The sequence below is a fragment of the Pseudomonas sp. Z4-7 genome, assembly GCF_051131965.1.
In the GTDB taxonomy this organism is placed as follows: Bacteria; Pseudomonadota; Gammaproteobacteria; order Pseudomonadales; family Pseudomonadaceae; genus Aquipseudomonas.
In genome coordinates, this window is the sequence record NZ_CP071642.1 from 3,269,067 (window position 1) to 3,291,527 (window position 22,461).

Genomic DNA, 22,461 nt, shown 5'->3' on the forward strand with positions numbered 1-22,461 from the left:
AACCAGCCTGGAGATCCCTCTCATGTACCCCAAGAACGCCTGGTACGTTGCCTGCACCCCGGACGAGATTGCCGACAAGCCGCTGGGTCGGCAGATCTGTGGCGAGAAAATGGTTTTCTACCGCGGGCAAGCCGGCAAAGTCGCCGCCGTCGAGGACTTCTGTCCCCATCGAGGCGCACCGCTCTCGCTCGGTTATGTCGAGAATGGCAACCTGGTGTGTGGCTACCATGGGCTGGTCATGGGGGACGACGGCAAGACTGTCGAGATGCCCGGGCAACGGGTTCGGGGATTTCCTTGCAACAAGACCTTTGCCGTGCAGGAGCGCTACGGGTTTATCTGGGTCTGGCCGGGTGAACAGGCATTGGCCGATCCCTCGCTGATCCATCCTCTGGAATGGGCGGAGAACCAGGAATGGGCGTATGGCGGCGGGCTCTTCCATATCCACTGCGACTATCGCCTGATGATCGACAACCTGATGGATTTGACCCACGAAACCTACGTGCATGCCTCGAGCATCGGCCAGAAGGAAATCGACGAGGCACCGCCAGTGACCACGGTCGAAGGCGACGAGGTAGTCACTGCCCGCCACATGGAAAACATCATGGCTCCGCCCTTCTGGCGCATGGCGTTGCGCGGCAACAACCTGGCCGACGACGTGCCGGTGGATCGCTGGCAGATCTGCCGATTCACCCCGCCCAGCCACGTAATGATCGAAGTCGGCGTGGCCCATGCCGGCCACGGTGGCTATCACGCCGCGCCGCAACACAAGGCGTCGAGCATCGTCGTTGATTTCATCACGCCGGAAACCGAGACCTCCATCTGGTACTTCTGGGGCATGGCCCGCCACTTCCAGCCTCAGGACGAAGCGCTGACCGCGAGTATTCGCGAGGGCCAGGGCAAGATCTTCAGCGAAGACCTGGAGATGCTCGAACGCCAGCAGCGCAACCTGCTGGACCATCCGCAACGCAATCTGCTCAAGCTCAACATTGATGCCGGCGGCGTGCAGTCGCGTCGGGTACTGGAACGCTGGATCGCCCGCGAGCGTGAGCAACAGGCCGCCCTGATCGCCAGTACCCAGCAGCCGCAACACGCGGAGCAACGGCCATGATCGAAGTCCAGGTCGCGGCACGCACTATTGAAACCCCGGACATCTGCAGCTACGAGCTGACCAGCATCGACGGTCAGCCACTGCCGGCGTTTACCGCCGGCGCCCATATCGACGTGCATTTGCCCGATGGGCTGGTTCGCCAGTACTCGCTGTGCAATCACCCGGAAGAACGGCATCGCTACCTCATCGGCGTGCTGAGGGACCCCTCGTCACGAGGTGGCTCACGCAGCCTGCATGAACAGATCCAGCCGGGCGCGCGGCTGCTGATCAGCGAACCGCGCAACCTGTTTGCCCTGGCCCCTGCGGCCCAGGGCAGCCTGCTGTTTGCCGGCGGCATCGGCATCACGCCGATCCTGTGCATGGCCGAGCACCTGGCCCAGAGCGGCGCTGCGTTCGCATTGCACTACTGTGCCCGGTCCCGGGACCGCGCCGCTTTTATCGAACGCCTGGAGCAGTCGCCTTACGCCGACCGGGTATTCCTGCATTTCGATGAAGAACCCGCCACGGCACTGGATGCCGTTCGGGTACTGGCTTCGCCCAGCGCCGACCTGCACCTGTATGTCTGTGGTCCCGGCGGGTTCATGCAGCACATCCTCGACACCGCCGAGGCCCAGGGCTGGCAGGAACCCAATCTGCACCGGGAATACTTCGCCGCGGCGCCGATCGACACCACGGCCGATGGCCGCTTCTCGGTGAAGCTTGCCAGCAGCGGTCAGGTTTTCGAGGTGCCGGCGGACCGCAGCGTGGTCCAGGTGTTGGAAAGCCATGGCATCGAGGTTCCGATTTCCTGCGAGCAAGGCGTCTGCGGCACCTGCCTGACCCGCGTGCTGGAAGGCGTGCCGGACCATCGGGACATGTTCCTGACCGAAGCCGAGCAAGCCTGCAACGACCAGTTCACGCCGTGCTGTTCGAGGTCGAGGACGCCGTTGTTGGTGCTGGATCTCTGAGTACCAATCCTATGCGGGGGTCTCTAAAACACCCTAATACCCTGTGGGAGCGAGCTTGCTCGCGATAGCGGTGTGTCAGGCAATATTAATGATGCTGAACGACCGCTATCGCGAGCAAGCTCGCTCCCACAGTAGAGGTTCATTCAGTTTTAAGGATCACCTTCATCCGCTCATCCGCCAGCGTCGAGCCAAACACCTCGGCGTAGCGCAGGGTCGCGTTGGCGTGCTCGCGCATGATCGCCTCGGCCCGGGCGCCCTGGCGATTGACCAGCGCATCGAACACCGAATGATGCTGCATGTGGGCATAGTTGAAGCGCCGGTATTCGCCGGCCATGTTCTGGCGATCGACCGCCAGGGCCGTGACCGAGGCGAACGGCAGGTGATCGTTGCGCGCCAGGGCGTCGGCGATGGCCGGGTTGTGGCTGCCCTCGACGATTACCTGGTGAAAACGCATGTTGAGGTCGTGATAGACCTCCAGGTCCTCTTCGGTCACATAACCTTTGGCGAACAGTTCATCGCCGTCGACCAGGCACTGCTCAAGCGCCCGGCGAGCCTCCTCGGACAAGCCGCGTTCGGCGGTTTGCCGGGCGGCCAGGCCCTCCAGCACCCCACGCACTTCCACCGCCCCGGCAATCTCCTCGGCGCTGACCGAGCGCACCTGGAAACCCCGCCCGCCAAAACGCACCAGCAGCCCTTCCTGCTCCAGGGTGCGAAACGCCATGCGCACCGGCATCCGCGAGACGCCGAACAGTTGCGCCGTTGGAATTTCCATCAGCCGCTCGCCGGCCGCCAGCTCGCCGGAGGCGATCATCCGACGCAACGCAACCAGCACCGTTTGGCCGGGCTTACTCATTCAGGTGATATCCAGAGAAGAGAGAGCCGCCATAGTAATTGCAATCAAATGTGGGAGCGAGCCTGCTCGCGAAAGCGGTGGTTCAGCAATATCCAATTCTCGCTGATACACCGCATTCGCGAGCAGGCTCGCTCCCACAGAGGCTGTGTCAGCCGGCAGGTCCGGCGCGCAGGACCGTTGGGTCTTCTCCCCGATACAGTGCCTCGACCTTCGCCGCGCGCCACTGCAACACGGCGCGCTGGTTGATCGAGCCCTTGTCGGTGATTTCGCCACGGTCGATGGAAGCGGGTTCGTCGAGCAGTGCGATCCACTCCACACGACTGGCATTGCCGTTGGCTTCGCGGTTCAGGCGTTGCAACCAGTCGGCAAACCACTGGCGCACCGGCGGGCTGGCCAGGACCTCGGCGTCGCTGGCGTCCTGCGACAGGCCCGAGAGGCGCCGGCAGTCATGCAGGCGCGGGAATACCAGCGCGCCCAGGTGCGGGCGGTCCGGCGCCGTCACCACGAGGTCCTGGACGTACGGCGTGCCCTCCAGCACCGCGCGGTTGCGCAACGGCCCGACGCTGACGAACACGCCGGAGGACAATTTGAAGTCTTCGGCGATACGCCCGTCGAACATCAGCCCCAACTGCGGGTTGGCGGGATCGGCGAGCTTGATGGCGTCGCCCGAACAATAGAAACCGGCCTCGTCGAACACCTCGGCGGTCTGCTGCGGCGAGCGCCAGTAGCCGGGCATGATGTGCGGTCCGCGAAAGCGCCCTTCGAACTTGCCGTCCACCGGCACCATCCGCACTTCGCAACCTGGCGCCGGCAAGCCGATGTAGCCGGCCATGGACAGCGGCCCGGTGGTGAAGGTGCAGGACGGCGACGCTTCGGTCATGCCCAGGCCGGCCATCATGCGGATGCGCTCGCCGCAATGCTGCTCGGCCACCTTGTCGAGGCGATCCCAGGTGCTTTGCGAAAGCCCCGCCGCGGCGAAGAAGAACAGGCTGATGCGTTTGAAGAAGCGCTCGCGCAACTCGGCGTCCTGTTCCAGCGCGCTGACCAATTCTTCCCAGCCCTTGGGCACGGTCAGGTAGGCGGTTGGGGAAATTTCCTTGAGATTGCGCAAGGTTTCGGCGAAGCCCTGGACGGTGGGCTTGCCATCGTCCAGATAGAAGGTGCCGCCGTTGTACAGCACGATGCCGACGTTATGGCTGCCACCAAACGTATGGTTCCAGGGCAGCCAATCCACCAGCACCGGTGGTTCCTCGCCAAACACCGGGAAGGTCTGCAAGAGCATCTGCTGGTTGGCGCAAAGCATGCGTTGGGTGGTGATCACCGCCTTCGGCAGCTTGGTGGAGCCGGAGGTGAACAGGAACTTGGCGATGCTGTCCGGACCGGTGGCGGTGAAGGCCCGCTCGGCCTCGCTGCCGCCCGGCTGCGCCAGCAGGCTGGCGAAGCTTGTCCTGGCGCGGCCGGGTATTTCTCCGCGCACGCTGACCAGGGGGACATCCATAGGCAATACCGCATTGATCGCGCGCTCGAACGGCGCGGCCTCGCTGACAAATACCAGCCCCGGCTGCAACAGGTCGCAGACGTGCCGCAGCTTGGCGAAATCCTGGGACAGCAACGAATAGGCCGGCGACACCGGGCAATAGGGAATCCCGGCGTACATCGCGCCCAGGGCCATTTGCAAATGCTCGATGTCGTTACCCGAGAGCAGCGCCAGGGGTTTTTCGGCCGACAGGCCATAACGAAGCAGGCCTTGGGCAATGGCCCGCACGCTGTCGAGCATTTCGGCATAGCTGACGTGACGCCAATCGCCCTGGTTTTCGCGAGCGGCAATGAACGTCTGGTCCGGTCGCACCCGGGCCCAGTGCACCAGGCGATCAAGCAGGCGCGACGGCAACGCCGCCAAGGGCTCAAGGGAGCGCATGTGCAGGATGCCCTGCTCTTCCTTCACTTCAACGGCTGGATGCCCGATCGACACCTGGCGATAGCGCGCAGGTTCGGGCCGGGAGGATGATCTGAACTCGGAACTCACGGTGCATCTCCTCCATCAAGGCACACTCGGGTCGCTTGACGCGAGCGGAGCGTGGCAGCGTCTGGCTGCGGCCTTGTGATTGTCATGTCTGGCGTGCATCGGACGATGGCTCGGGCGGCCCATCGCCGGCGATGCGACGGATTTTCAGATCGGGTAATGCCGTGGGCCGTTCTGCATCGTCACCCAGCGCAACTGGGTGAAGTGCTCGATGGCGGCCTTGCCGCCAAAGCTGCCGTAGCCGCTGGACTTGACCCCGCCGAAGGGCATTTGCGCCTCGTCGTGCACGGTCGGGCCATTGATGTGGCAGATGCCGGATTCGATTCGTTGGGCCAGCGCAAGGGCGCGACTGGTATCGCGGCTGAAGATCGCCGCCGACAGGCCGAACTCGGAATCGTTGGCCAGGCGCAGCAACGCTTCGTCACCGTCGCCGCGCAGCAACACCGCTACCGGTCCGAAGGACTCTTCGCGGTACAGGCGCATGTCCGGGGTGACGCCGTCGAGCAAGGTAGGCTGAAGGATGCTGCCGTCCAGTTGGCCGCCGGCGACTAATCTGGCGCCTTTGGCCAGGGCATCGTCGATCAGGCCTTTGATGCGCAGTCCGGCACTGGCATCCACCAGCGAGCCCAGCACCGAATCACCCGCGGCAGGATCGCCGGCGCGCAGGGTCGCGATCTTCGCGGTCAGTCGGGCGACAAAGGCATCGGCCACGCTCGCGTCTACGATCAGGCGCTCGGTGGACATGCAGATCTGGCCCTGGTTGAAGTAGGCCCCAAACGCCGCCGCCTGCACCGCTGCGTCAAGATCGGCGTCATCGAGCACCAGCAACGGTGCCTTGCCGCCCAGCTCCAGCAATGCCGGCTTGAGATGACGCGCCGACAGTTCGCCGACGATGCGGCCGACGTGGGTCGAGCCCGTGAAGTTGACCCGCCGTACCGCCGGGTTGGCGATCAGGCGCTCGACAATGGCCGGCGCATCCGTGGGTGCATTGCAGATGACATTGACCACACCATCGCCCAGACCGGCGTCCTGCAGCACCTGGCCGATCAGGCGGTGCACGGCCGGGCTGACTTCCGAGGCCTTGAGTACCACAGTGTTGCCGCACGCCAGGGGCATGGCGATTGCGCGGGTGGCGAGAATGACCGGGGCGTTCCACGGGGCGATGCCCAACACCACGCCACAGGGCTGACGCAAGGCCATGGCGAAACTGCCGGGCACGTCCGAAGGGATGACTTCGCCATTGATTTGCGTGGTCATGGAGGCGGCTTCGCGCAGCATGTTTGCCGCCAGATGCACATTGAAGCCGTACCAGTTGGCCATGGCGCCGGTTTCGCCAGCGGCGGCAATGAATTCGCCGCTGCGCGCCTGCAACTGCTCGGCCGCGCGCAACAGGCGGGTGCGACGTTCATTGGGCGCCAGCGCGGCCCAGGCCGGGAAGGCAGCGTGTGCGGCGGCCACGGCGGCGTCTGCATCTTCCAGCGTGGCGGCGGCCACACGGGACACCACTTCACCGGTCACCGGGTTGCAGCGCTCGAAGGTCCGGCCATCGCGGGCCGGGCACGACTGGCCGCCAATCAACAGGGGCACGTCCAGCATGGTGATTCCTCTTTATTGTCTTTATCGGGAACACGTTCACAGTAGCGCCGAGGGCCTTGGACGAACAACCTGCGGGCCCACGATGGCGCCCGCCGCGCTGTCGTCTCAGCGTTTGTAGGTTTGCAGGCCCGGCTTGATGCTCTTGTCGTCCAGGAACTGCTTCATGCCCTGCTCGCGGCCGCCCTCGGTGTCGAGCAGGCGTGACTGGTCCAGCTTGGCGTAGAGGTAGTCCTCGTTCTGCTCCCAGGTCAGCTCGCGGCAACGCTTGAAACCATGCTTGGCCGCGCGCAGCACCACCGGGTTTTTCTCCAGCAGGTTGCGCGCCAGCTCCACGGTGACTTCACGCAGTTGCGCGAGAGGTACGCTTTCATTGACCAGGCCCATCTCGGCCGCTTTTTTCCCGCCGAAGGTCTTGCCGGTCATGATGTAGTACAGGGATTGACGATGGCCCACGGTATCGGCCATGGCTTTGCTCACGAGGTTGCCGGGCGGGATGCCCCAGTTGATTTCCGAAAGGCCGAAGGTGGCTTCGTCGGCGCAGATCGCCAGGTCGCACGCCACCAGCGGGCTGAAGCCGCCGCCGAAGCACCAGCCGTTGACCATGGCAATGGTCGGTTTGGCGTACATGCGCAGCAGTTTCCATTGCCATTGCGAGGCTTCGCGACGGATTTTTTCCTGGAGGATTTCCGGCCCGGCATCCACTTCGCGGAAATATTCCTTGAGGTCCATGCCGGCGGTCCAGGCCTCCCCCGCACCGGTCAGCACCAGCACGCCAGCGGCGGGATCCTGTTCCAGGGTCTCCAGCACATCGATCATCTCGCGGTTGAGGGTCGGGCTCATGGCGTTGCGTTTTTCCGGGCGATTGAGGGTTACCCAGGCGATGCCTTCCTCGATGTCGACCTTGACCGTTGTCCAGCGACCTTCGTAGTTGCTCATGGCGCGTGCTCTCTTGTTCTTGGCTGAAGATGGAGAAAAACTAACCTTGAATATTAGTTATGTCAATTAACTATTAATCGATTTATCTGTATTTTTCTGGCGGCCTGGATGCAACGCCGGAGAACAAAAAATACCAGCGACCGTAGCCACCGAGCGGCAACCCCGGCAAACTGGATAGCCTTGTTAATCACTGACCTTGAGGATGCACCTTTCGATGGCCAAGTCTTCCAAGCTTGCCGAAGCCGCCGCCGCGCCCCTGGCCGACGGTACCGACACGCAGGCGCCGCTGGATTCCGCGCTGGATGACCTGATCGGTTACGCCTTGCGTCGCGCGCAGTTGAAACTGTTCCAGAACCTGATCAGCCGTCTTGCTGTCCACGACCTGCGACCGGCCCAGTTCTCGGCCCTGGCGATCATCGACCAGAACCCCGGCCTGATGCAGGCAGACCTCGCCAAGGCGCTGGCCATCGAGCCGCCGCAAGTGGTGCCCTTGTTGAACAAACTGGAAAGCCGCGCCCTGGCCGTACGGGTGCGCTGCAAGCCGGACAAGCGCTCCTACGGGATTTTCCTGAGCAAGACCGGCGAAACCCTGCTCAAGGAGCTCAAGCAGATCGCCGCCCAGAGCGACCTGGACTCCACCGCCGCTCTCAATGGTGCGGAGCGCGAGGAGCTGCTGCGGTTGCTGAAGAAGGTTTACCAGTAAGGAACCTCACTCCTCCCTGTGGCGAGGGAGCTTGCTCCCGCTGGGTTGCGCAGCGACCCCAACACAGTGGACGCGGTTTGCCTGAAGCGCCGCGGCTAATAGCTTGGGGCTGCTGCGCAGCCCAGCGGGAGCAAGCTCCCTCGCCACGAAAGCTCGTCAATGACGGCTTCACTGGCTTCACCAGATCGGCACGCTGTACGTCACCAGGAACCGGGTCTGGTTTTCATCGCGAAACGCCGCCGTTCCCGGAAAGTCGTTTCGGTAGATCGACTTGCGCGCCAGCAGGCCGACGTTTTTCAGCGGGCCGCTCTGGATCACATAACCCAACTCCATCTGGAACTCACGCTCCTTGCGATCCTCGGCATTGAGGGCCGCCAGCTCGATATGGTCGCCACGCACGTAACGCAACCGGGTCCGCAAGCCAGGCACGCCAACGGCGGCGAAGTCATAATCGTGGATCGCTTGCCAGGTGCGCTCCTTGGCATTGAGAAAGTCCGAACTCATGGTCATTTCACTCAAACCCATCAGCTCGGTGCCGGACACGTAGGGCGTGGCCGTATCGCCGCTCGAATGCATGTAGCCCAGGCTGACGCGATGCCCGCCCAGGCGATAACCGACCAGCGCCGAGACGTTGCGGTTATCCACCTTGCCAGCCTTGGCGGCGCCCTCCTCGCTGCTGAAAAAACTCCGTAGATCGGTGGTCAGCACGCCATCGCCCAATGGCAGGTTGTGCAGCAAGGCGAAGGTATTCTGCTGGTACAGATCGGCAATTTCGGCGTGGTAGATGCGCAGGCCCAGATCCTTGTTGACCTGATAATCGCCCCCCACGTACGCCATGTGAGACGAGGTCGCCGCGCCGTTGAAACGACGATTGGGCGAGGCGATGCTCATGGGCTGGTAATCGGTGGAATCGCGCCGGGCGATGCGATCGATGTAACCGGTGTTCAGCGTCAATCCGTCGATGTCCTTGGAGCTCAGGGTTGTCCCGCGAAAGGTCTGCGGCAATAGCCGCGACGGACTGGCGAAGGCAAACGGCAGGAAAATCGAGACATCGCCGGTCTTTACCGTGGTTTGGCCGAAACGCAACTTGCCGGTCACGCCCAGCCGCGAGTATTCATCCGCCGCGCGCTTGTCGCTGCTCGACACCGGCAACAGTTCGGTGCCGCTGCGGTCCGGCGAGGAGTCGAGCTTGATGCCCAGCAGCCCCCGTACATCCAGGCCAAATCCGAGCGTACCGGGGGTAAAGCCCGACTCGACGTTCATGAACACGCCTTGGGCCCACTCCCGGGCCGCAGTCTTTGCGCCGTCGTCCTTGTAATCGCGATCCATGTAGTAATTTCGCAGGGTCAACGTGCCGTGGCTGTCGTCGATGAAGCCTTCGGCCAGCGCCACGCTGCAAAGAAGACTCAGCCCGGTTCCGGCCAACCAGTGAACGAGCGGTGAAACAGGGATCGCCGCCTGGGCGTCCTGGATGATATCTGGCATGTTCGATGTCCGCTTTTTGTTGTTGTTTTCTATCGAGGCAGCCCCAGTGGAGGGCTGTGCGGACAGAGAATGGAAACGGCCCGGTACTTCGTCAATCGGCAATGTCCGATAATCGAACGTTAATATGATTAACCAATATGGCAACTGTTTGTCCTATAGATACCAAACTACTGAATTTCCAAGAGAAACCGAAGATTTCGCGGGGTTGCTCCTCGCGATTCATTTTTTAGTTAGCTTTGTTAATCTTAATCCCGCGCTGCGGGGTTCCCTTCGAGCCGCAGTCCCGACAAAAACAATAAGAGGATTCGCCATGAACCATCCGCCGCGTCGTGCGACGCTGACCATTGCCCTGTGTTTCATCGTCGCGCTGATCGAAGGCTTTGATCTTCAATCGGCCGGCACCGCCGCTGCCGGCTTGCGACAGACCTTCGCCCTGGACCCGAAGATGATGGGCTGGGTCTTCAGCGCGGGGATCATCGGCCTGTTGCCAGGTGCGTTTTTCGGCGGCTGGATTGCCGATCGCATCGGCCGCAAGAAAATCCTGATTGCCGCTGTCCTGCTGTTCGGCGTGTTTTCCCTCGGCACCGCGTTTGTCGAGCAATTCTCCAGCCTGCTGCTGGTGCGCTTCATGACCGGCCTGGGACTGGGCGCCGCCCTCCCCAACCTCATCGCCCTGTGCGCTGAAGCCGTGGGCGAACAACGCCGTGGTACCGCCATCAGTGTCATGTACGCCGGGGTTCCGCTGGGTGGCGCGCTGGCGGCAGTGGTCGCCATGACCTTTGGCGAGCACTGGCAAATGACCTTTTTCATCGGCGGCCTGGCGCCCTTGCTCGTGGTGCCGTTGATGCTGCTGTGGCTGCCGGAGTCCAGTGCTTTCAAGCAGATACGACACGTCGCGGGCGAGGTCCGTGGTTCGACCGGCCAGGCGCTGTTCGGCGAAGGCCGGGGGCTGACAACGTTGGGTCTCTGGTTGAGTTATTTCTTCACCCTGACGGTGATGTACATGCTGCTCAACTGGCTGCCTTCTTTGCTGGTGGAGCAAGGTTTCAGCAAACCCCAGGCCGGCCTGGTGCAGATGCTGTTCAACATCGGCGGGGCCCTGGGATCGTTGATCGGTGGTTTGTTGCTGGACCGTTTCAACGCCGTCAAGGTAGTGCTGTTTGTCTATGCCGGCCTGCTGAGCGCCCTGGCCGGGGTCGGTTTGTCGGTGGGCATCATGCCGATGGGCATCGCCGGGTTTGCCGCCGGGCTGTTTGTCATGGCAGCGCAACTGGTGCTTTATGCCTCGGCGCCGCCCTCCTACCCTACGGCGGTGCGCGCAACCGGCGTCGGTGCAGCCGTTGCCATCGGGCGCCTGGGCTCGGTGGCCGGGCCTTTGGCCGCCGGCCAGATCCTCGCGGCCGGCGGCGGGACCACTGCGGTATTGCTGGCGACCTCCCCTGGATTGGTGGTGGCGACGTTGGCCATCCTCAGCGTGATCCGCCGTTCGGCCGGGCCACGGTTGGGCACGGCAGAGCCGGTGGCGCAGAAATCCTGACAGGGGCTATCGCTTCCACATCGCACTTTCGGCGGTCATGACGAAGGTCTACGCCAGGTTCCTTTGTGGGAGCGAGCCTGCTCGCGAAGGGGCCTGCACACTCAGCCTCTTTATCGACTGACGCTCCGCTTTCGCGAGCAGGCTCGCTCCCACAGGATGACCGCTTCAGCCCCTCACCCAGCGCTCCCGCCGGCTCAGTTCAGGCTTCTTTTCGAACACCTTCCGCGGCAATAGCCACCATGCCAGGGCCGGCAGCAGGATCAGGGCGCCAAGCATGTTCACCAGGAACATGAAGGCCAGCAAAATCCCCATGTCGGCCTGGAACTTGATCGGCGAAAAAGCCCAGGTCGACACCGCCACCGCCAATGTCATGCCCGTCAGCAACACCACTTTGCCGGTGAATAACAGCGCCTGGTAGTACGCCTGGGCCAGGGTGTCGCCGGCACGCATGCGCGCCAGGATCACGCTGAGCACATAGAGCGCGTAATCGACGCCGATGCCCACGCCCAGGGCGATGACCGGCAGCGTCGCGACTTTCACGCCCATGCCCAGCCCCACCATCAGCGCCTCGCACAGAATCGAGGTGAGCATCAGCGGCAGCATCGCGCAGAGGGTGGCGCGCCAGCTGCGGAACGTCAGCAGGCATAACAGGCTGACCGCGCCGTAGACCCAGAAGAGCATCTCGCGCATGGATTTCTTCACGACGATATTGGTCGCCGCTTCGATCCCCGCACTGCCGGCCGCCAGCATGAACTTGACCTCTGGCAGCTGATGTCCGGCGATGAACTGCTCGCTGGCCTCCACCACGCGGTTCAAGGTGTCAGCCTTGTGATCGGCCAGGTAGACGTACAACGACAACATCGAGCAGCCCTGGTTGAACAGCTCTCGCGGCGCGCGGGTTTGCACGGCGCCCAGCGCGCCGTCGTTGGGGATCAGTTCATACCATTTGAAATTGCCCTCGTTATATCCGGCCGTGGCGATCTTGCTCAGCGCCGCCATCGAGGTGGTCGATTCCACGCCGGGCAATTGCTCCAGTTGCCAGGCCAGCGCGTCGACCGCGGACAGGCTGGCGTAACGGGTGCACTGATCCTCCGGGGTCTTGATCATGACCACGAAGATGTCCGAGCTGGCCGCATAGTTTTGCGTCATGAACAGCGCATCGCGGTTGTAGCGCGAGTCGGCACGCAGCTCCGGAGCGCCGGGGTCCAGGTCGCCGATTTTCAGGTGCAGGCTCACGGCAAAACCAGACGCCGCCAACAGCAAGCCAGCCAGCATGGCGCCAATGGCCCAGCGCCGCTGGGTGAACAGATCGAGCACGCGCCACAGCGGATGTTTGATCTGCGCTTGCTGTTCGGTGGTTTCCGCACTCAGGCTGCGTTGCGCCGCTGCCGGGCTGACGCCGATGTAGCTGAGCAGGATCGGCAAGAGGATCAGGTTGGTGAAGATCAGCACCGCCACCCCGAGGCTGGCGGTGACCGCCAGGTCCTGGATCACCCGGATGTTGATCAGCAGCAACACCGCAAAGCCCACCGCATCACAGAGCAGAGCGGTGATGCCGGCGGCGAACAGCCGGCGGAAGGTATAACGCGCGGCAACCACCCGGTGGGTGCCCCGGCCGATGTCCTGCATGATGCCGTTCATCTTCTGCGCGCCGTGGCTCATGCCGATGGCGAACACCAGGAACGGCACCAGTGCCGAGTATGGGTCCAGCTCGTAACCGAGCAGTGCCAGCAGCCCCAGTTGCCAAAGCACGGCGGCCAGCGAACAGGTCACCACCACCAGGGTGCTGCGCGCACAACGGGTGTAGCCAAACAGCACCATCACCGTCACCAGTACCGCCACCACGAAAAACAGCAGGACCTGGGTCATTCCCTCGATCAGGTCGCCGACGATCTTGGTAAAGCCGGTGATATGGATCCGCAGGTCGTCGGTCTGGTATTTGTCTCGCAACGCCTCCAGTTGCCGGGAAAACTCACCATAGTCCAGCGCCTTGCCCGTCTGCGGGTTGATCTCCAGCAGCGGCACGAAGATCACACTGGACTTGTAGTTGCCGGCGATCAACTGGCCGACTTCACCGGAACGGCCCACGTTGGTGCGCACCTGTTCGATGCTGCTGGCCGAGCCGTCGTAATCGTCAGGGATCACCGTGCCGCCATCGAGCCCCTCCTCCGTCACGGCGGTCCAGCGGGTGGTCGGGGTCCATAACGATTTCATATAGGGGCGGTCGACGCCCGGTAGCAGATAGAGCTCATCATTGAGCCTGGCCAGAGTATCGAGATAGTCCTTGGTGAAAATGCTGCCCTGCCTGACCTCCACGGCGATACGCAGCGAATTGCCCAGGCCACTCAACTCACTGCGATTCTCCAGGAAGTTGGCGACGTAGGGATGCCCGGTGGGAATGGTCTTCTCGTAACTGGCATTGATACCGATGCGCGTGGCTTGCCAGCCCAGCACCAGGGTCACCAGCAGGCACAGCAGGATTACCAGCGGCCGATGGTTAAAAATCGCCCGCTCGGCGAAATTGCCCGACGCCCGGTCGAAGTCTTCCTGGCGGCCGATCACGGTTTGGATTCTGTCGTCTTTCAAGTTTGACTCCTGTTGCACGAGCCGTGGCCCATAGCGCTACACCGTGAAGTTTCAAGGTTTACTGGAGCCTCGCGGATCCTGGTCGGCGGCCACGCCGCTCAAACCGACGCTGGCGAGGCTGCCATCGACCGCCTGTTGCACGGCGGCAACCGTGCCACCGCTGCGGCTCTGACGCTTGTCAAAGCTGCGGCCCTGGTCATGGCTGAATAAAAACTCACCGCCCTGGCTGGCCAACAACAGGCTGCCGTCGCGCAACTCAAGCGCTGCCGCCAGCGTCGACTCGATAGCGGTCTCAAGGCGTCGCCAACTGTTGCCTCGATCGTCCGACCACCAGGCATTGCCACGCAGACCGTAGGCAATCAAGGCCCCATCGCGGGTGCCGAGCAGGCCAAAAAAACTGCCTTCATAAGGTGACTTCAAGGCGTGGAACGACTGTCCGCCATCGCTCGAACGCAACAGCAGGCCGCGCTCTCCCGCCAGCAGCAGGTCCTTGCCCACGCCGCGGACGCCATACAGATTCAAGCCCTGCGGGTTGTCGACATGACGCATCCACGGCTGCCAGCTACGCCCACCGTCGTCGGTACGGTAGATCTGGTTGTAGGCCCCCACGACGTAGCCGTGCAGGCGATCGATGAAGTACAGGTCAAGGAACGGTTTATCCGGCCCGTCGGCGAGCATATGCCGAGCCTGCGTCAACTGGCTGGCACCGCCGGGTTCATTGGCATCGCGCTCTGCAACCTGCATCGCGAGGGCGATCGCACGCTCACCGTCGAGTTGCTTTTCCCAGGTTTCGCCGCCGTCCCGGGTGTGCAGCACCACGCCCAGATGACCGACCGCCCAGCCCTGTTCGGCATCGACAAATTGCACCGCCGTCAGGCTGACGCTGACCGGCACCTTGGCCTGGCGCCAATTCATTCCGGCATCGTCGGAAAGCAGCACGATCCCGCGCTCACCGACCGCCACCAGGCGCTCACCGGCCCGGGCCAGCCCGAGCAATACCGCGCGCGGCGCCTTGGCCGTTGGCAGCGCCGGTTGCTGCAGTACGGCCAAGGTCGTGGCCTGCGCGACCCAAGGCACGCCCGCCCACAGGCAACTCACCAGGGCACAAACTGCCCATAGCGGACCGCGGTTCGCGAAGATTTTTTCAACGTTCATATCGTCATCCCGCCTGGAAAATCGTCAGTGGCCGCGCCGAACTCCCTCGTCACGGCCACCGCTGGTTCAACGCATGTTTTCGTTGGCCATGGCATCCGGCGTGAAATAGGACGCTGAAGGCTTCGCGACCTTCTGGTATTGGACTGTCAGGTCGTTGCTCGACGAATTGAGGAAGTAGGCCCCGGTATCGAGGTTGTAGCTGCCCCACATGACCTGTGCGGTAAGGGCCGGCAGGTCCGGTGCCAGCAGCGTCAGCGAATACATTTGCCGACCGAGCTTGCCCTGGGCGTCATAACCGTCGGCCATCAGGATCTGCCAGGAGTCTTCGTCGACGTAGTAAGTGCGACGCGGCACGACATGGCGCTTGCCAGACTTGAGCGTGGCCTCGACGACCCAGACCCGATGTTTTTCCCAGCGCACCAGGTCAGGATTGAGGAAGCCGACCTTGACCAACTCGTCGCTCTTGGCCAGCGCGGCGCGGTTATTGTTGTAGGGGACGATCAGTTCTTTTTTGCCCACCAGCTTGAGGTCATAACGATCGGTCGGCCCGAACAGCATGAACGCCTCGTCGAACAGGCCGACGCCGGAGGTGACGAAGTCCGGTGTGTCATAGGCAATGTTCGGCGCACGACGAACCCGGCGTTGACCGACCAGGTACTGCCAGGCCGCACGATTGGCCGGGTCCAGGTCCCAATGGGTCATCAGGCCCTCGCCGGCCTTGGACGAGGGCAATTCGGTGAACAGCTTGCCCAGCAGGTACTTGCCCGAATAGTTTTCCGGGCTGCCGCCTTCGACGTAGTAGGGAAACTGGTAGGTGTACTGGGCCCGGGTCGCCTGGACTTTCTTGCCACCGGCGGTCATCAGCCAGGTATCGAACGGCGAGCTGATGGTGTCGCCGCCCTGCCAGGACAACCGATAGTTCCACAGCACCTGCGCACCGTTCTCAGGGATCGGGAACGGGATGCCGCCATAGGCGTTGGAGACTTTTTCGCTGTCCACGTCCAGTGCGGCGCGCGTGGCATTCTTGCTGGTGTTGTCGTACACCCATTGCGGCGCGGCGGCCGAGCGATGGGTCGGGTAAACATCCAGGCGATAGTCCGGATATTTCTTCAGCAGCAGCTGGGTGCCCTCGGCCAGTTGGCCGGCGTACTGCGTCATGTTCGACGCCTTGATCGAGTACAGCGGTTTGTCGCTGGCAAATGGATCAGGGCGCTTGTCACCCGCTTTGTAGCCGGGCGCGACCTGGGTATAACCGCCCTGCCAGGCCGGGATGCTGCCATCGGCGTTGCCGGCGCGCTCACCACCGAAGGGGGTCAGATCGGTTTTCAAGCGCGCGGCCTGCTCAGGCGATACCGCCGCCTGCGCCAGGCTCATGCCGGCCAGGGCAAGGGCGAGGACGCAGGTGTTCAGGAATGCTGGGTTCTGCATGGCGAATCCACCTTGTTAGAATGAGGTTTTCACATAGAGCGAGACGAAGTCGCGGTCGGCCAACGACTGGCCGTAACTGAAATTGCCGTCCTCGCGCAGCCCGGCCTTGGGTGCGCCGAAGAAGTTCACGTAATTGAGGCCGACATCCCAGCGCTGCAGGTAGGTGGCTTTGAGGCCGACGCTCCAGTCGCCGGAATGGGTATTACCGAAGCCGGATTTGTTCACCGCCGATGAACGTCCATCGAGCACGATCCCCATGCCGACCGGCACGGTGAGGTCGATCCCGTCGACGATCTGGAAGTACGCCGGTTCCATCAATACTCGCAACGCCGTGGCATCCCGGGTGGTATTGGAATCCAGCGCCGCTGCGTTCTCGGTCACGCTGAGGGTGCGGTTCCAGGCCAGCTCGGCCAGGGCCGAGCCGCCATCCCAGAAAGCGGTGGGCGACAACAGGTAGATCGCCGACAGATTGACGTGCGCGGTCTTGCCTCGGGCGAACAGCGCATCGTCGCCGCCATCGGCCTGCATACCGGGGGTCACTACTTGCAGGTTGCTCACCAGCGGCGCGTTCCAGCGCACCGACGATTCACCGGCAAAGTTGAACGGACCGTAAGCGGTAGAAAAGCTGACGCCGGCGGTCTTGATGTCTTCGGCGTAGACCTGGCGATAGGAGCCGAGGATCGGCAGTCCGCTGGCCGCAGCCGCCGGACCGTCCAGGTAGGCATACAAGCCGATCGGCGCCTTGTCGTGATACTGGGCCGCGTAGAAACCCAGCTCCAGCTCTGTGCCGGCCGGCTTGAAGCGGATCTGCATACCGCCCTGCCCCGAATTGCGCGGTTTCAGGTCGCCGCCATTCACCGTGTCGTTGCCAAATACCTCACGCAGCGGACCGCTGCCGTAACCGATGGCGTCGGCGTCGCTCAGGTAGCTGCCGGCGCCGGGCAGGTTGGAACGTTCCCACTCGAACTGATAGTAGGCGCCCACCGACAGCTGCGGGTTGATCTGCAACTGCCCGGAAATCTGATTGACCGGCCGCAGGATCTCCTTGAACTGTGTGCCCGGCACGCTAAGCAACTTGACCACATCGGTCGGCCCCTGGGCATTGGCAATGCCGTTGCCGCCGTAGAACAGGCTTTCGCCGTAGATCAGGCTGTGGCGTCCAAGACGCGCCACGCCTTGGGAGTCATCCCCGAGGTCTCCGCGCAGGAACACGAAGGCATCGAGAATCTCAGCGTCGCGTCCATGCAGCTCGCGGGTTTCGCTGAGAAAATGTGGCTGCTCGCTGCTGTCGGTGTCCTGGTTGTAGATATCGTCGTACCAGGCCGCGCCGCTGACCCGCAGCCCGTAGTTTTGCCGGCTGAGGTCCATTTCGGAAAACAGGTCGAGACGGTTGGAGACCAGGCCGCGACTGAAGTTCTTGTCGCCCTGGCTCTGGATCGAGGGGTACAGGCCATTGGCGGTCGGCGCGTTGACCAGACGGCTGTCTTGTCCGTGCAGGCGCCAGGCCTGGCTGTACTTGATGGTGTTGTCCCAGCGCAGTTTCCAGTCGGAGTCACCCAGGTCCATTTGCATGGCCTCGGCCCTCTCGCCCATCACACCGCTGCTGCAAAGCGCCAGGAATAGCGCGCAATGCTTGAAACCAAAGCTGTCTTTGAGGTTATCCATGGGGTGCTCTCATTATTGTTATTGTTTGGCATGGCTTTGCCGCCACCCGCTCGGGTGGCGGCTTGGGTTCTCAGACGTAGGTGGAGGCCAATCCACCATCGACGGGCAGGTTGACGCCGTTGATCCAGCGCGACTCGTCGGCACACAGGAAGGCGATCACCGCCGCTACCTCATCGGCGTAGGCGGGACGTTTCATGCGATGGGCATCGGCCTGGGTCCGAGCCTCGCCGAGCATGCTCACGAAGTCGTCGAGGATGGGCGTGAAGACCGGCCCCGGCGCGACACAGTTCATGCGCACCGAATGTTCCAGGAACCAGGGTTGGGCCTGCAGGTAGGTCCAGACGATCAAGGCTTCCTTGAAATACTGGTAGCAGGTCTGGTCCGGCACCGGGTGATCGGCCAGCCAGGCTTGCCCGGCGGCAAACCCTTCGCTGCGCGCCAGCGCCTTGTGCTGCTCCACGCGTAGCGGCCATTCGGCGCCAAGGATCGAGGCGATATTGACGATGCTGCCGCCCGCATTGATGCGTGGCAGCAACGCCTGGCTGAAGTGGCGCAACCCGAGGTAGTTGACCCGCGCCAGCAGTTGCGGATTCGCGGTGCCCGGCACCCCGGCAATATTGCACAGGCTATCGAACCGTGCGGGTAGCTGCGGCAGCAGGCGGTCGATGTTCTCGGCGCTGCTCAGGTCACCCTGTACAAAACCGTCCAGGGTCTGGTGCGGCGCCTTGAGGTCCACGCCGATTACCTCGGCGCCGTGGGCACGCAGCAGGCTCGCCGTGGCGGCACCGATGCCCGACGAGACGCCGGTCACCAGTACAATCTTGTTGTCGAGTTTCATGTTGAGTCCTCTTGTTATTTTTATCTGCCCCGTTGAAACCGACCGGTCAGAACGGATAGGCAGGCGCCTTGTCCTTGACCGTGACCCACTGCCACTGGGTGTACTCGTCCCAGTCCGCCGGGCCGCCAACGCTGCCGCCATTGCCCGAAGCGCCGCGCCCACCGAACGGGTTGATGCACTCGTCGGCGACAGTCTGGTCGTTGATGTGCAGCATGCCGCACTGCAATCGCTCGCCAATGGCCATGGCCCGGCCCACCGAAGGTGAAATGACCGCCGCCGACAGGCCGTACTCGCTGCGATTGGCCAGCTCGATGGCTTCCTCGTCGCTGGCGAAACTGATCACGCTCGCCACCGGACCGAAGACTTCATCCTCGAAGGCACGCATGCCCGGCTTCACGCCGCTGAGCACGGTCGGTTGATAAAACAAACGGTCGTAGTTACCGCCGGTTTCCAGCCTCGCCCCGGCGCGCACGCTGTCATTGACGATGTCGTGCACGCGCTGCAACTGGCGTTGGTTGATCAACGGCCCCAGCGCGGCTTCCTCGCGGGCGGCGTTGCCGACGGTCAACGCCTGGGCTTTATCCACCAGTTTCCGGATGAGGGCCTGAGCAATCGACTCATGGGCGAGGATCAACCCGGTGGCCATGCAGATCTGCCCCTGATGCAACCAGGCGCCCCAGGCCGCGTTGCGGGCGGCGAGGTCCAGGTCGGCGTCTTCGAGGACAATCAAGGGGTTCTTGCCGCCCAGCTCCAGCGCGACTTTCTTGAGGTTGCGCCCGGCCACTTCGGCCACCTTGCGACCGGCGCCGGTGGAACCGGTGAAGGCGATCATCTTGACGTTGGGATCACGGCACAGCGCTTCCCCGGCGTCGGCCGCACCGGGCAATACCTGCAACAAGCCCTTGGGCAGGCCCGCGGCTTCGAAGAGACGGGCAATCAGAAAACCGCCACTGACCGGCGTTTGTGGATCCGGCTTGAGCACCACCGCATTGCCCGCCGCCAGGGCCGGCGCCACGGAGCGCATCGACAACACCAGCGGGAAGTTGAACGGCGAGATCACTCCGATCACACCATGGGGCAAGCGCCGCGCATAAGACAGGCGCCCTGCCTCGCTGGGCAGCACCACGCCATGGGCCTGAGACAGCATGCCGGCGGCCTGATGCAACAGCACGATCGCCTCGCGCACCTCGTGCTGGCCCTTGAACAAGGCCGCGCCGGTTTCCCGTGCGACGTACAGCGCCAGTTCTGCGAAGGAGCGTTCGGCGACGTCAGCCGCCTTGCGAAAGATCGCCGCCCGTTCCCGTGGACCGAGGGCGGCCCAGGCCGGTTGCGCCAGGGCCGCATCGCGACTGGCCTTGGCGATATCGGCAGCATCGGCCGAAGCACTGCGCATCAGCGCCTCACCGGTGGCCGGCTCGATGATAGTCAGCAACGGGCCCGAGGCAGGCACCCAATTCCCGTTGAAGACACATTCGGACGCGATCACCTGGGCTAGCAGGTGGTTTTCGGATGCAGACATTTAAAGCTCCCGGCTCTTTGTTGTTGTCATCGTTTGCCACGCCTTGCCGACGCTGGCGCAAACGCCGTAGGAGTGGCTGAGCAAGCCGTGTGCCGAATTCACCCGCGGTCCTGCACAAACTTGGCGCAAGGCTCTGGATCAAGGCTCCCCGGCTGGCAAAGGGCAACGTGGCTGGCGTCGAACCAGCCGCTGGCCGATCGCCACTTGTTCATTTGATAAAGTTATGCTTAATAACTATCTAGCCAGGTGTTCATTTCGACTACCACCATCAGGGGCAATAACAATGAATAATCCCCACTGTCCGCTGCCGGAGCGGATCGCTGCCGAGCCTTTTCGTCCACGCGGCGATAGCAAGGAACTGAGCGACAGCAGCTCGCCAACCCCGGCAGAACTGACCAACTGCCTGTTTTTCTCCCCCGACGACGGGCGTATCTGGCTCAACGACCAACGCATGTTGTTGCTGCACAGTTCGTCCTTCGGCGCGTTGCGTCGGGAAATCATCGAGCGCCAGGGGCTGGAGCAGGCCCGGGGCATGCTCACCCGCACCGGCTATTGCTCCGGCGCCCGCGACGCCCGGCTGATTCGTGAACGCTGGCCCCACGCCGACGCGGCCGCGGTGTTTCGCGCAGGCACGCACCTGCATACCCTCGAAGGCATGACCAAGGTCGAGCCGCTGCATTTCAAGTTCGATGCGGAATCGGGGTTTTACGAGGGGGAGTTTCTCTGGCATCACTCCTGCGAAGCCGACGAACATATCGCCGCCTATGGCACCGGGCAGGATCCGGTGTGCTGGACAGAGCTGGGGTACGCGATCGGCTTCGTCAGCGGGTTGTTCGGGCAACTGGTGGTCTTTCGCGAAGTGGAATGCCGGGGCATGGGGCATGAGCGCTGTCGTGTCGTCGGCAAGACCGCCGAGCAATGGGGCGATATCGAGCGCGACCTGAGCTACCTCAATGCCTCGCAACCGGCTGCGCCTTTACCGTCCGGCGCCAGGCCCGATCCCATGACTGCCAGCGACCCGCTGCCTGACAGCGAACAACCGCTGATTGGCGCCAGTGCGGCGTTCAACGCGGCGACGCTGGCTCTGCAGCGGGTCGCCCTGACACCGGCCACTGTGCTGGTCACCGGCGAGTCTGGCGTGGGCAAGGAAATGTTCGCCCGTCAGTTGCACCAACTGAGCCGGCGCCGCCAAGGGCCGTTCATCGCCCTCAACTGCGCGGCAATACCGGACAACCTGATCGAAGCCGAACTGTTCGGCGTAGAGCGTGGTGCCTATACCGGCGCCACCCATTCACGCCCCGGCCGTTTCGAGCGGGCCGATGGCGGTACGTTGTTCCTCGATGAAATCACCTGCCTGAGCCTGGCCGGCCAAGGCAAGCTTTTGCGCGCGTTGCAGGAACGGGAAATCGAGCGGGTCGGTGGCGGCCATGCCATCAAGGTCGACGTGCGAGTGGTCGCGGCGACCAACCTCGATCTGCGCAAAGCCGTGGCGCAAGGCGAGTTTCGCGAAGACCTGTTCTATCGGCTCAATGTCTACCCCATCGCCCTCCCGCCCCTGCGCGATCGCCGCGATGACATACCGTTGCTGATCAATGCCTTCCTCAAGCGCTTCTGCCGGGAATACGGCCGTACACCGGTGGGCCTGACCATGCGCGCCTTGAAGATGCTGCTGCGCTACGACTTCCCTGGCAACGTGCGGGAACTGCAGAACCTCATCGAACGCGGCTTGATTGCCAGCGAAGAAGGCCAGGCCATTGACCTGATGCATCTGTTTCGTGACGAGCGATTGCCGGCGGATGCGTATTCGGTGGACGGCAATGGCGGGCTCACGTCATTGCCGCCGGCCGCGAGCGAAGGCGCGGCGAAGGCGCCGTTGTTGCCGTCCCTCAGTCAATGGGACGCGGACTTCTCCATCGACGGCCTGGAGTCGCGCCTGATCAACGAAGCCCTGCAACTGAACAGCGGCAACCTGGCGGCGGCAGCCAGGTCGCTGGGCTTGAGCCGGGCGCAGTTCGCCTATCGGTTGAAGAAACACCAACGCAATATCGACGAGTAAACACAGAACCCGTGGGAGCGAGCCTG

At 63.1% G+C, this 22,461-nt stretch carries 16 protein-coding genes; 5 read left to right on the forward strand and 11 right to left on the reverse strand.

All coding sequences use genetic code 11. From position 1 onward, the window contains the following. Window positions 1–22: 22 nt before the first annotated feature. Together J3P91_RS14760 and J3P91_RS14765 are read left to right on the forward strand one after the other, a co-directional pair. Window positions 23–1,108, forward strand: a complete 1,086-nt coding sequence (locus J3P91_RS14760; protein WP_434600852.1) for a Rieske 2Fe-2S domain-containing protein — start codon at window positions 23–25, stop codon at window positions 1,106–1,108. Further along, entirely contained in the window at window positions 1,105–2,055 is a 951-nt protein-coding gene (locus J3P91_RS14765; protein ID WP_434600853.1) for a PDR/VanB family oxidoreductase, read from the forward strand. The genes J3P91_RS14760 and J3P91_RS14765 overlap by 4 nt, the downstream gene beginning before the upstream one ends. Before the next feature lie 139 nt (window positions 2,056–2,194). On the opposite strand, the gene J3P91_RS14770 is transcribed toward J3P91_RS14765, so the two are convergent. The 4 genes from J3P91_RS14770 to J3P91_RS14785 form a co-directional block, all read right to left on the reverse strand. Then, entirely contained in the window at window positions 2,195–2,908 is a 714-nt protein-coding gene (locus tag J3P91_RS14770) for a GntR family transcriptional regulator (protein ID WP_434568324.1), read from the reverse strand. 148 nt (window positions 2,909–3,056) lie between these two features. Then, window positions 3,057–4,934, reverse strand: coding sequence for a feruloyl-CoA synthase (locus J3P91_RS14775; RefSeq protein WP_434600854.1), 1,878 nt, complete (start codon window positions 4,932–4,934; stop codon window positions 3,057–3,059). A 144-nt stretch (window positions 4,935–5,078) separates the two neighbouring features. Next, complete coding sequence (locus J3P91_RS14780; protein ID WP_434600855.1) at window positions 5,079–6,527, reverse strand: aldehyde dehydrogenase; 1,449 nt, start codon at window positions 6,525–6,527, stop codon at window positions 5,079–5,081. 105 nt (window positions 6,528–6,632) lie between these two features. Next, a complete protein-coding gene (locus J3P91_RS14785; RefSeq protein WP_305500902.1) occupies window positions 6,633–7,463 on the reverse strand; it encodes a p-hydroxycinnamoyl CoA hydratase/lyase in 831 nt (276 codons plus the stop codon). Between the two features lie 214 nt (window positions 7,464–7,677). Here J3P91_RS14785 and J3P91_RS14790 point away from each other — a divergent pair, with 214 nt between their 5' ends. Beyond that, window positions 7,678–8,166, forward strand: coding sequence for a MarR family winged helix-turn-helix transcriptional regulator (locus J3P91_RS14790; RefSeq protein ID WP_434574059.1), 489 nt, complete (start codon window positions 7,678–7,680; stop codon window positions 8,164–8,166). Window positions 8,167–8,343: 177 nt separating this feature from the next. Here the strand turns inward: J3P91_RS14790 and J3P91_RS14795 are convergent, their stop codons facing one another. After that, window positions 8,344–9,651 carry an OprD family porin gene (locus J3P91_RS14795; RefSeq protein ID WP_434600856.1) on the reverse strand — a complete coding sequence of 436 codons (1,308 nt, stop codon included), beginning with the start codon at window positions 9,649–9,651 and terminating at the stop codon, window positions 8,344–8,346. Window positions 9,652–9,961: 310 nt separating this feature from the next. Here J3P91_RS14795 and mhpT point away from each other — a divergent pair, with 310 nt between their 5' ends. Then, window positions 9,962–11,188: a 3-(3-hydroxy-phenyl)propionate transporter MhpT gene (gene mhpT / locus J3P91_RS14800; RefSeq protein WP_434574056.1), complete on the forward strand. Its 1,227-nt coding sequence runs from the start codon at window positions 9,962–9,964 to the stop codon at window positions 11,186–11,188. 165 nt (window positions 11,189–11,353) lie between these two features. Here mhpT and J3P91_RS14805 read toward each other — a convergent pair whose 3' ends face one another. From J3P91_RS14805 to J3P91_RS14830, 6 genes are all read right to left on the reverse strand, one after another. Further along, complete coding sequence (locus tag J3P91_RS14805; RefSeq protein ID WP_434600857.1) at window positions 11,354–13,774, reverse strand: efflux RND transporter permease subunit; 2,421 nt, start codon at window positions 13,772–13,774, stop codon at window positions 11,354–11,356. A gap of 51 nt (window positions 13,775–13,825) precedes the next feature. Then, complete coding sequence (locus J3P91_RS14810) at window positions 13,826–14,929, reverse strand: WD40/YVTN/BNR-like repeat-containing protein (protein ID WP_434600858.1); 1,104 nt, start codon at window positions 14,927–14,929, stop codon at window positions 13,826–13,828. A 66-nt stretch (window positions 14,930–14,995) separates the two neighbouring features. After that, complete coding sequence (locus J3P91_RS14815; RefSeq protein WP_434600859.1) at window positions 14,996–16,357, reverse strand: DUF1329 domain-containing protein; 1,362 nt, start codon at window positions 16,355–16,357, stop codon at window positions 14,996–14,998. 15 nt (window positions 16,358–16,372) lie between these two features. After that, window positions 16,373–18,022: a DUF1302 domain-containing protein gene (locus J3P91_RS14820; RefSeq protein WP_434600860.1), complete on the reverse strand. Its 1,650-nt coding sequence runs from the start codon at window positions 18,020–18,022 to the stop codon at window positions 16,373–16,375. A 70-nt stretch (window positions 18,023–18,092) separates the two neighbouring features. Continuing rightward, window positions 18,093–18,860 (reverse strand): coniferyl-alcohol dehydrogenase, encoded by a 768-nt coding sequence (locus tag J3P91_RS14825; protein WP_434574049.1) that lies wholly within the window; start codon window positions 18,858–18,860, stop codon window positions 18,093–18,095. Between the two features lie 46 nt (window positions 18,861–18,906). Next, window positions 18,907–20,379 (reverse strand): benzaldehyde dehydrogenase, encoded by a 1,473-nt coding sequence (locus tag J3P91_RS14830; protein WP_434600861.1) that lies wholly within the window; start codon window positions 20,377–20,379, stop codon window positions 18,907–18,909. A gap of 283 nt (window positions 20,380–20,662) precedes the next feature. On the opposite strand from J3P91_RS14830, the gene J3P91_RS14835 reads away from it, so the two are divergent. Continuing rightward, on the forward strand, window positions 20,663–22,435 hold the full coding sequence (locus J3P91_RS14835; protein ID WP_434600862.1) for a sigma 54-interacting transcriptional regulator: 1,773 nt from the start codon (window positions 20,663–20,665) through the stop codon (window positions 22,433–22,435). Window positions 22,436–22,461 lie beyond the last annotated feature (26 nt).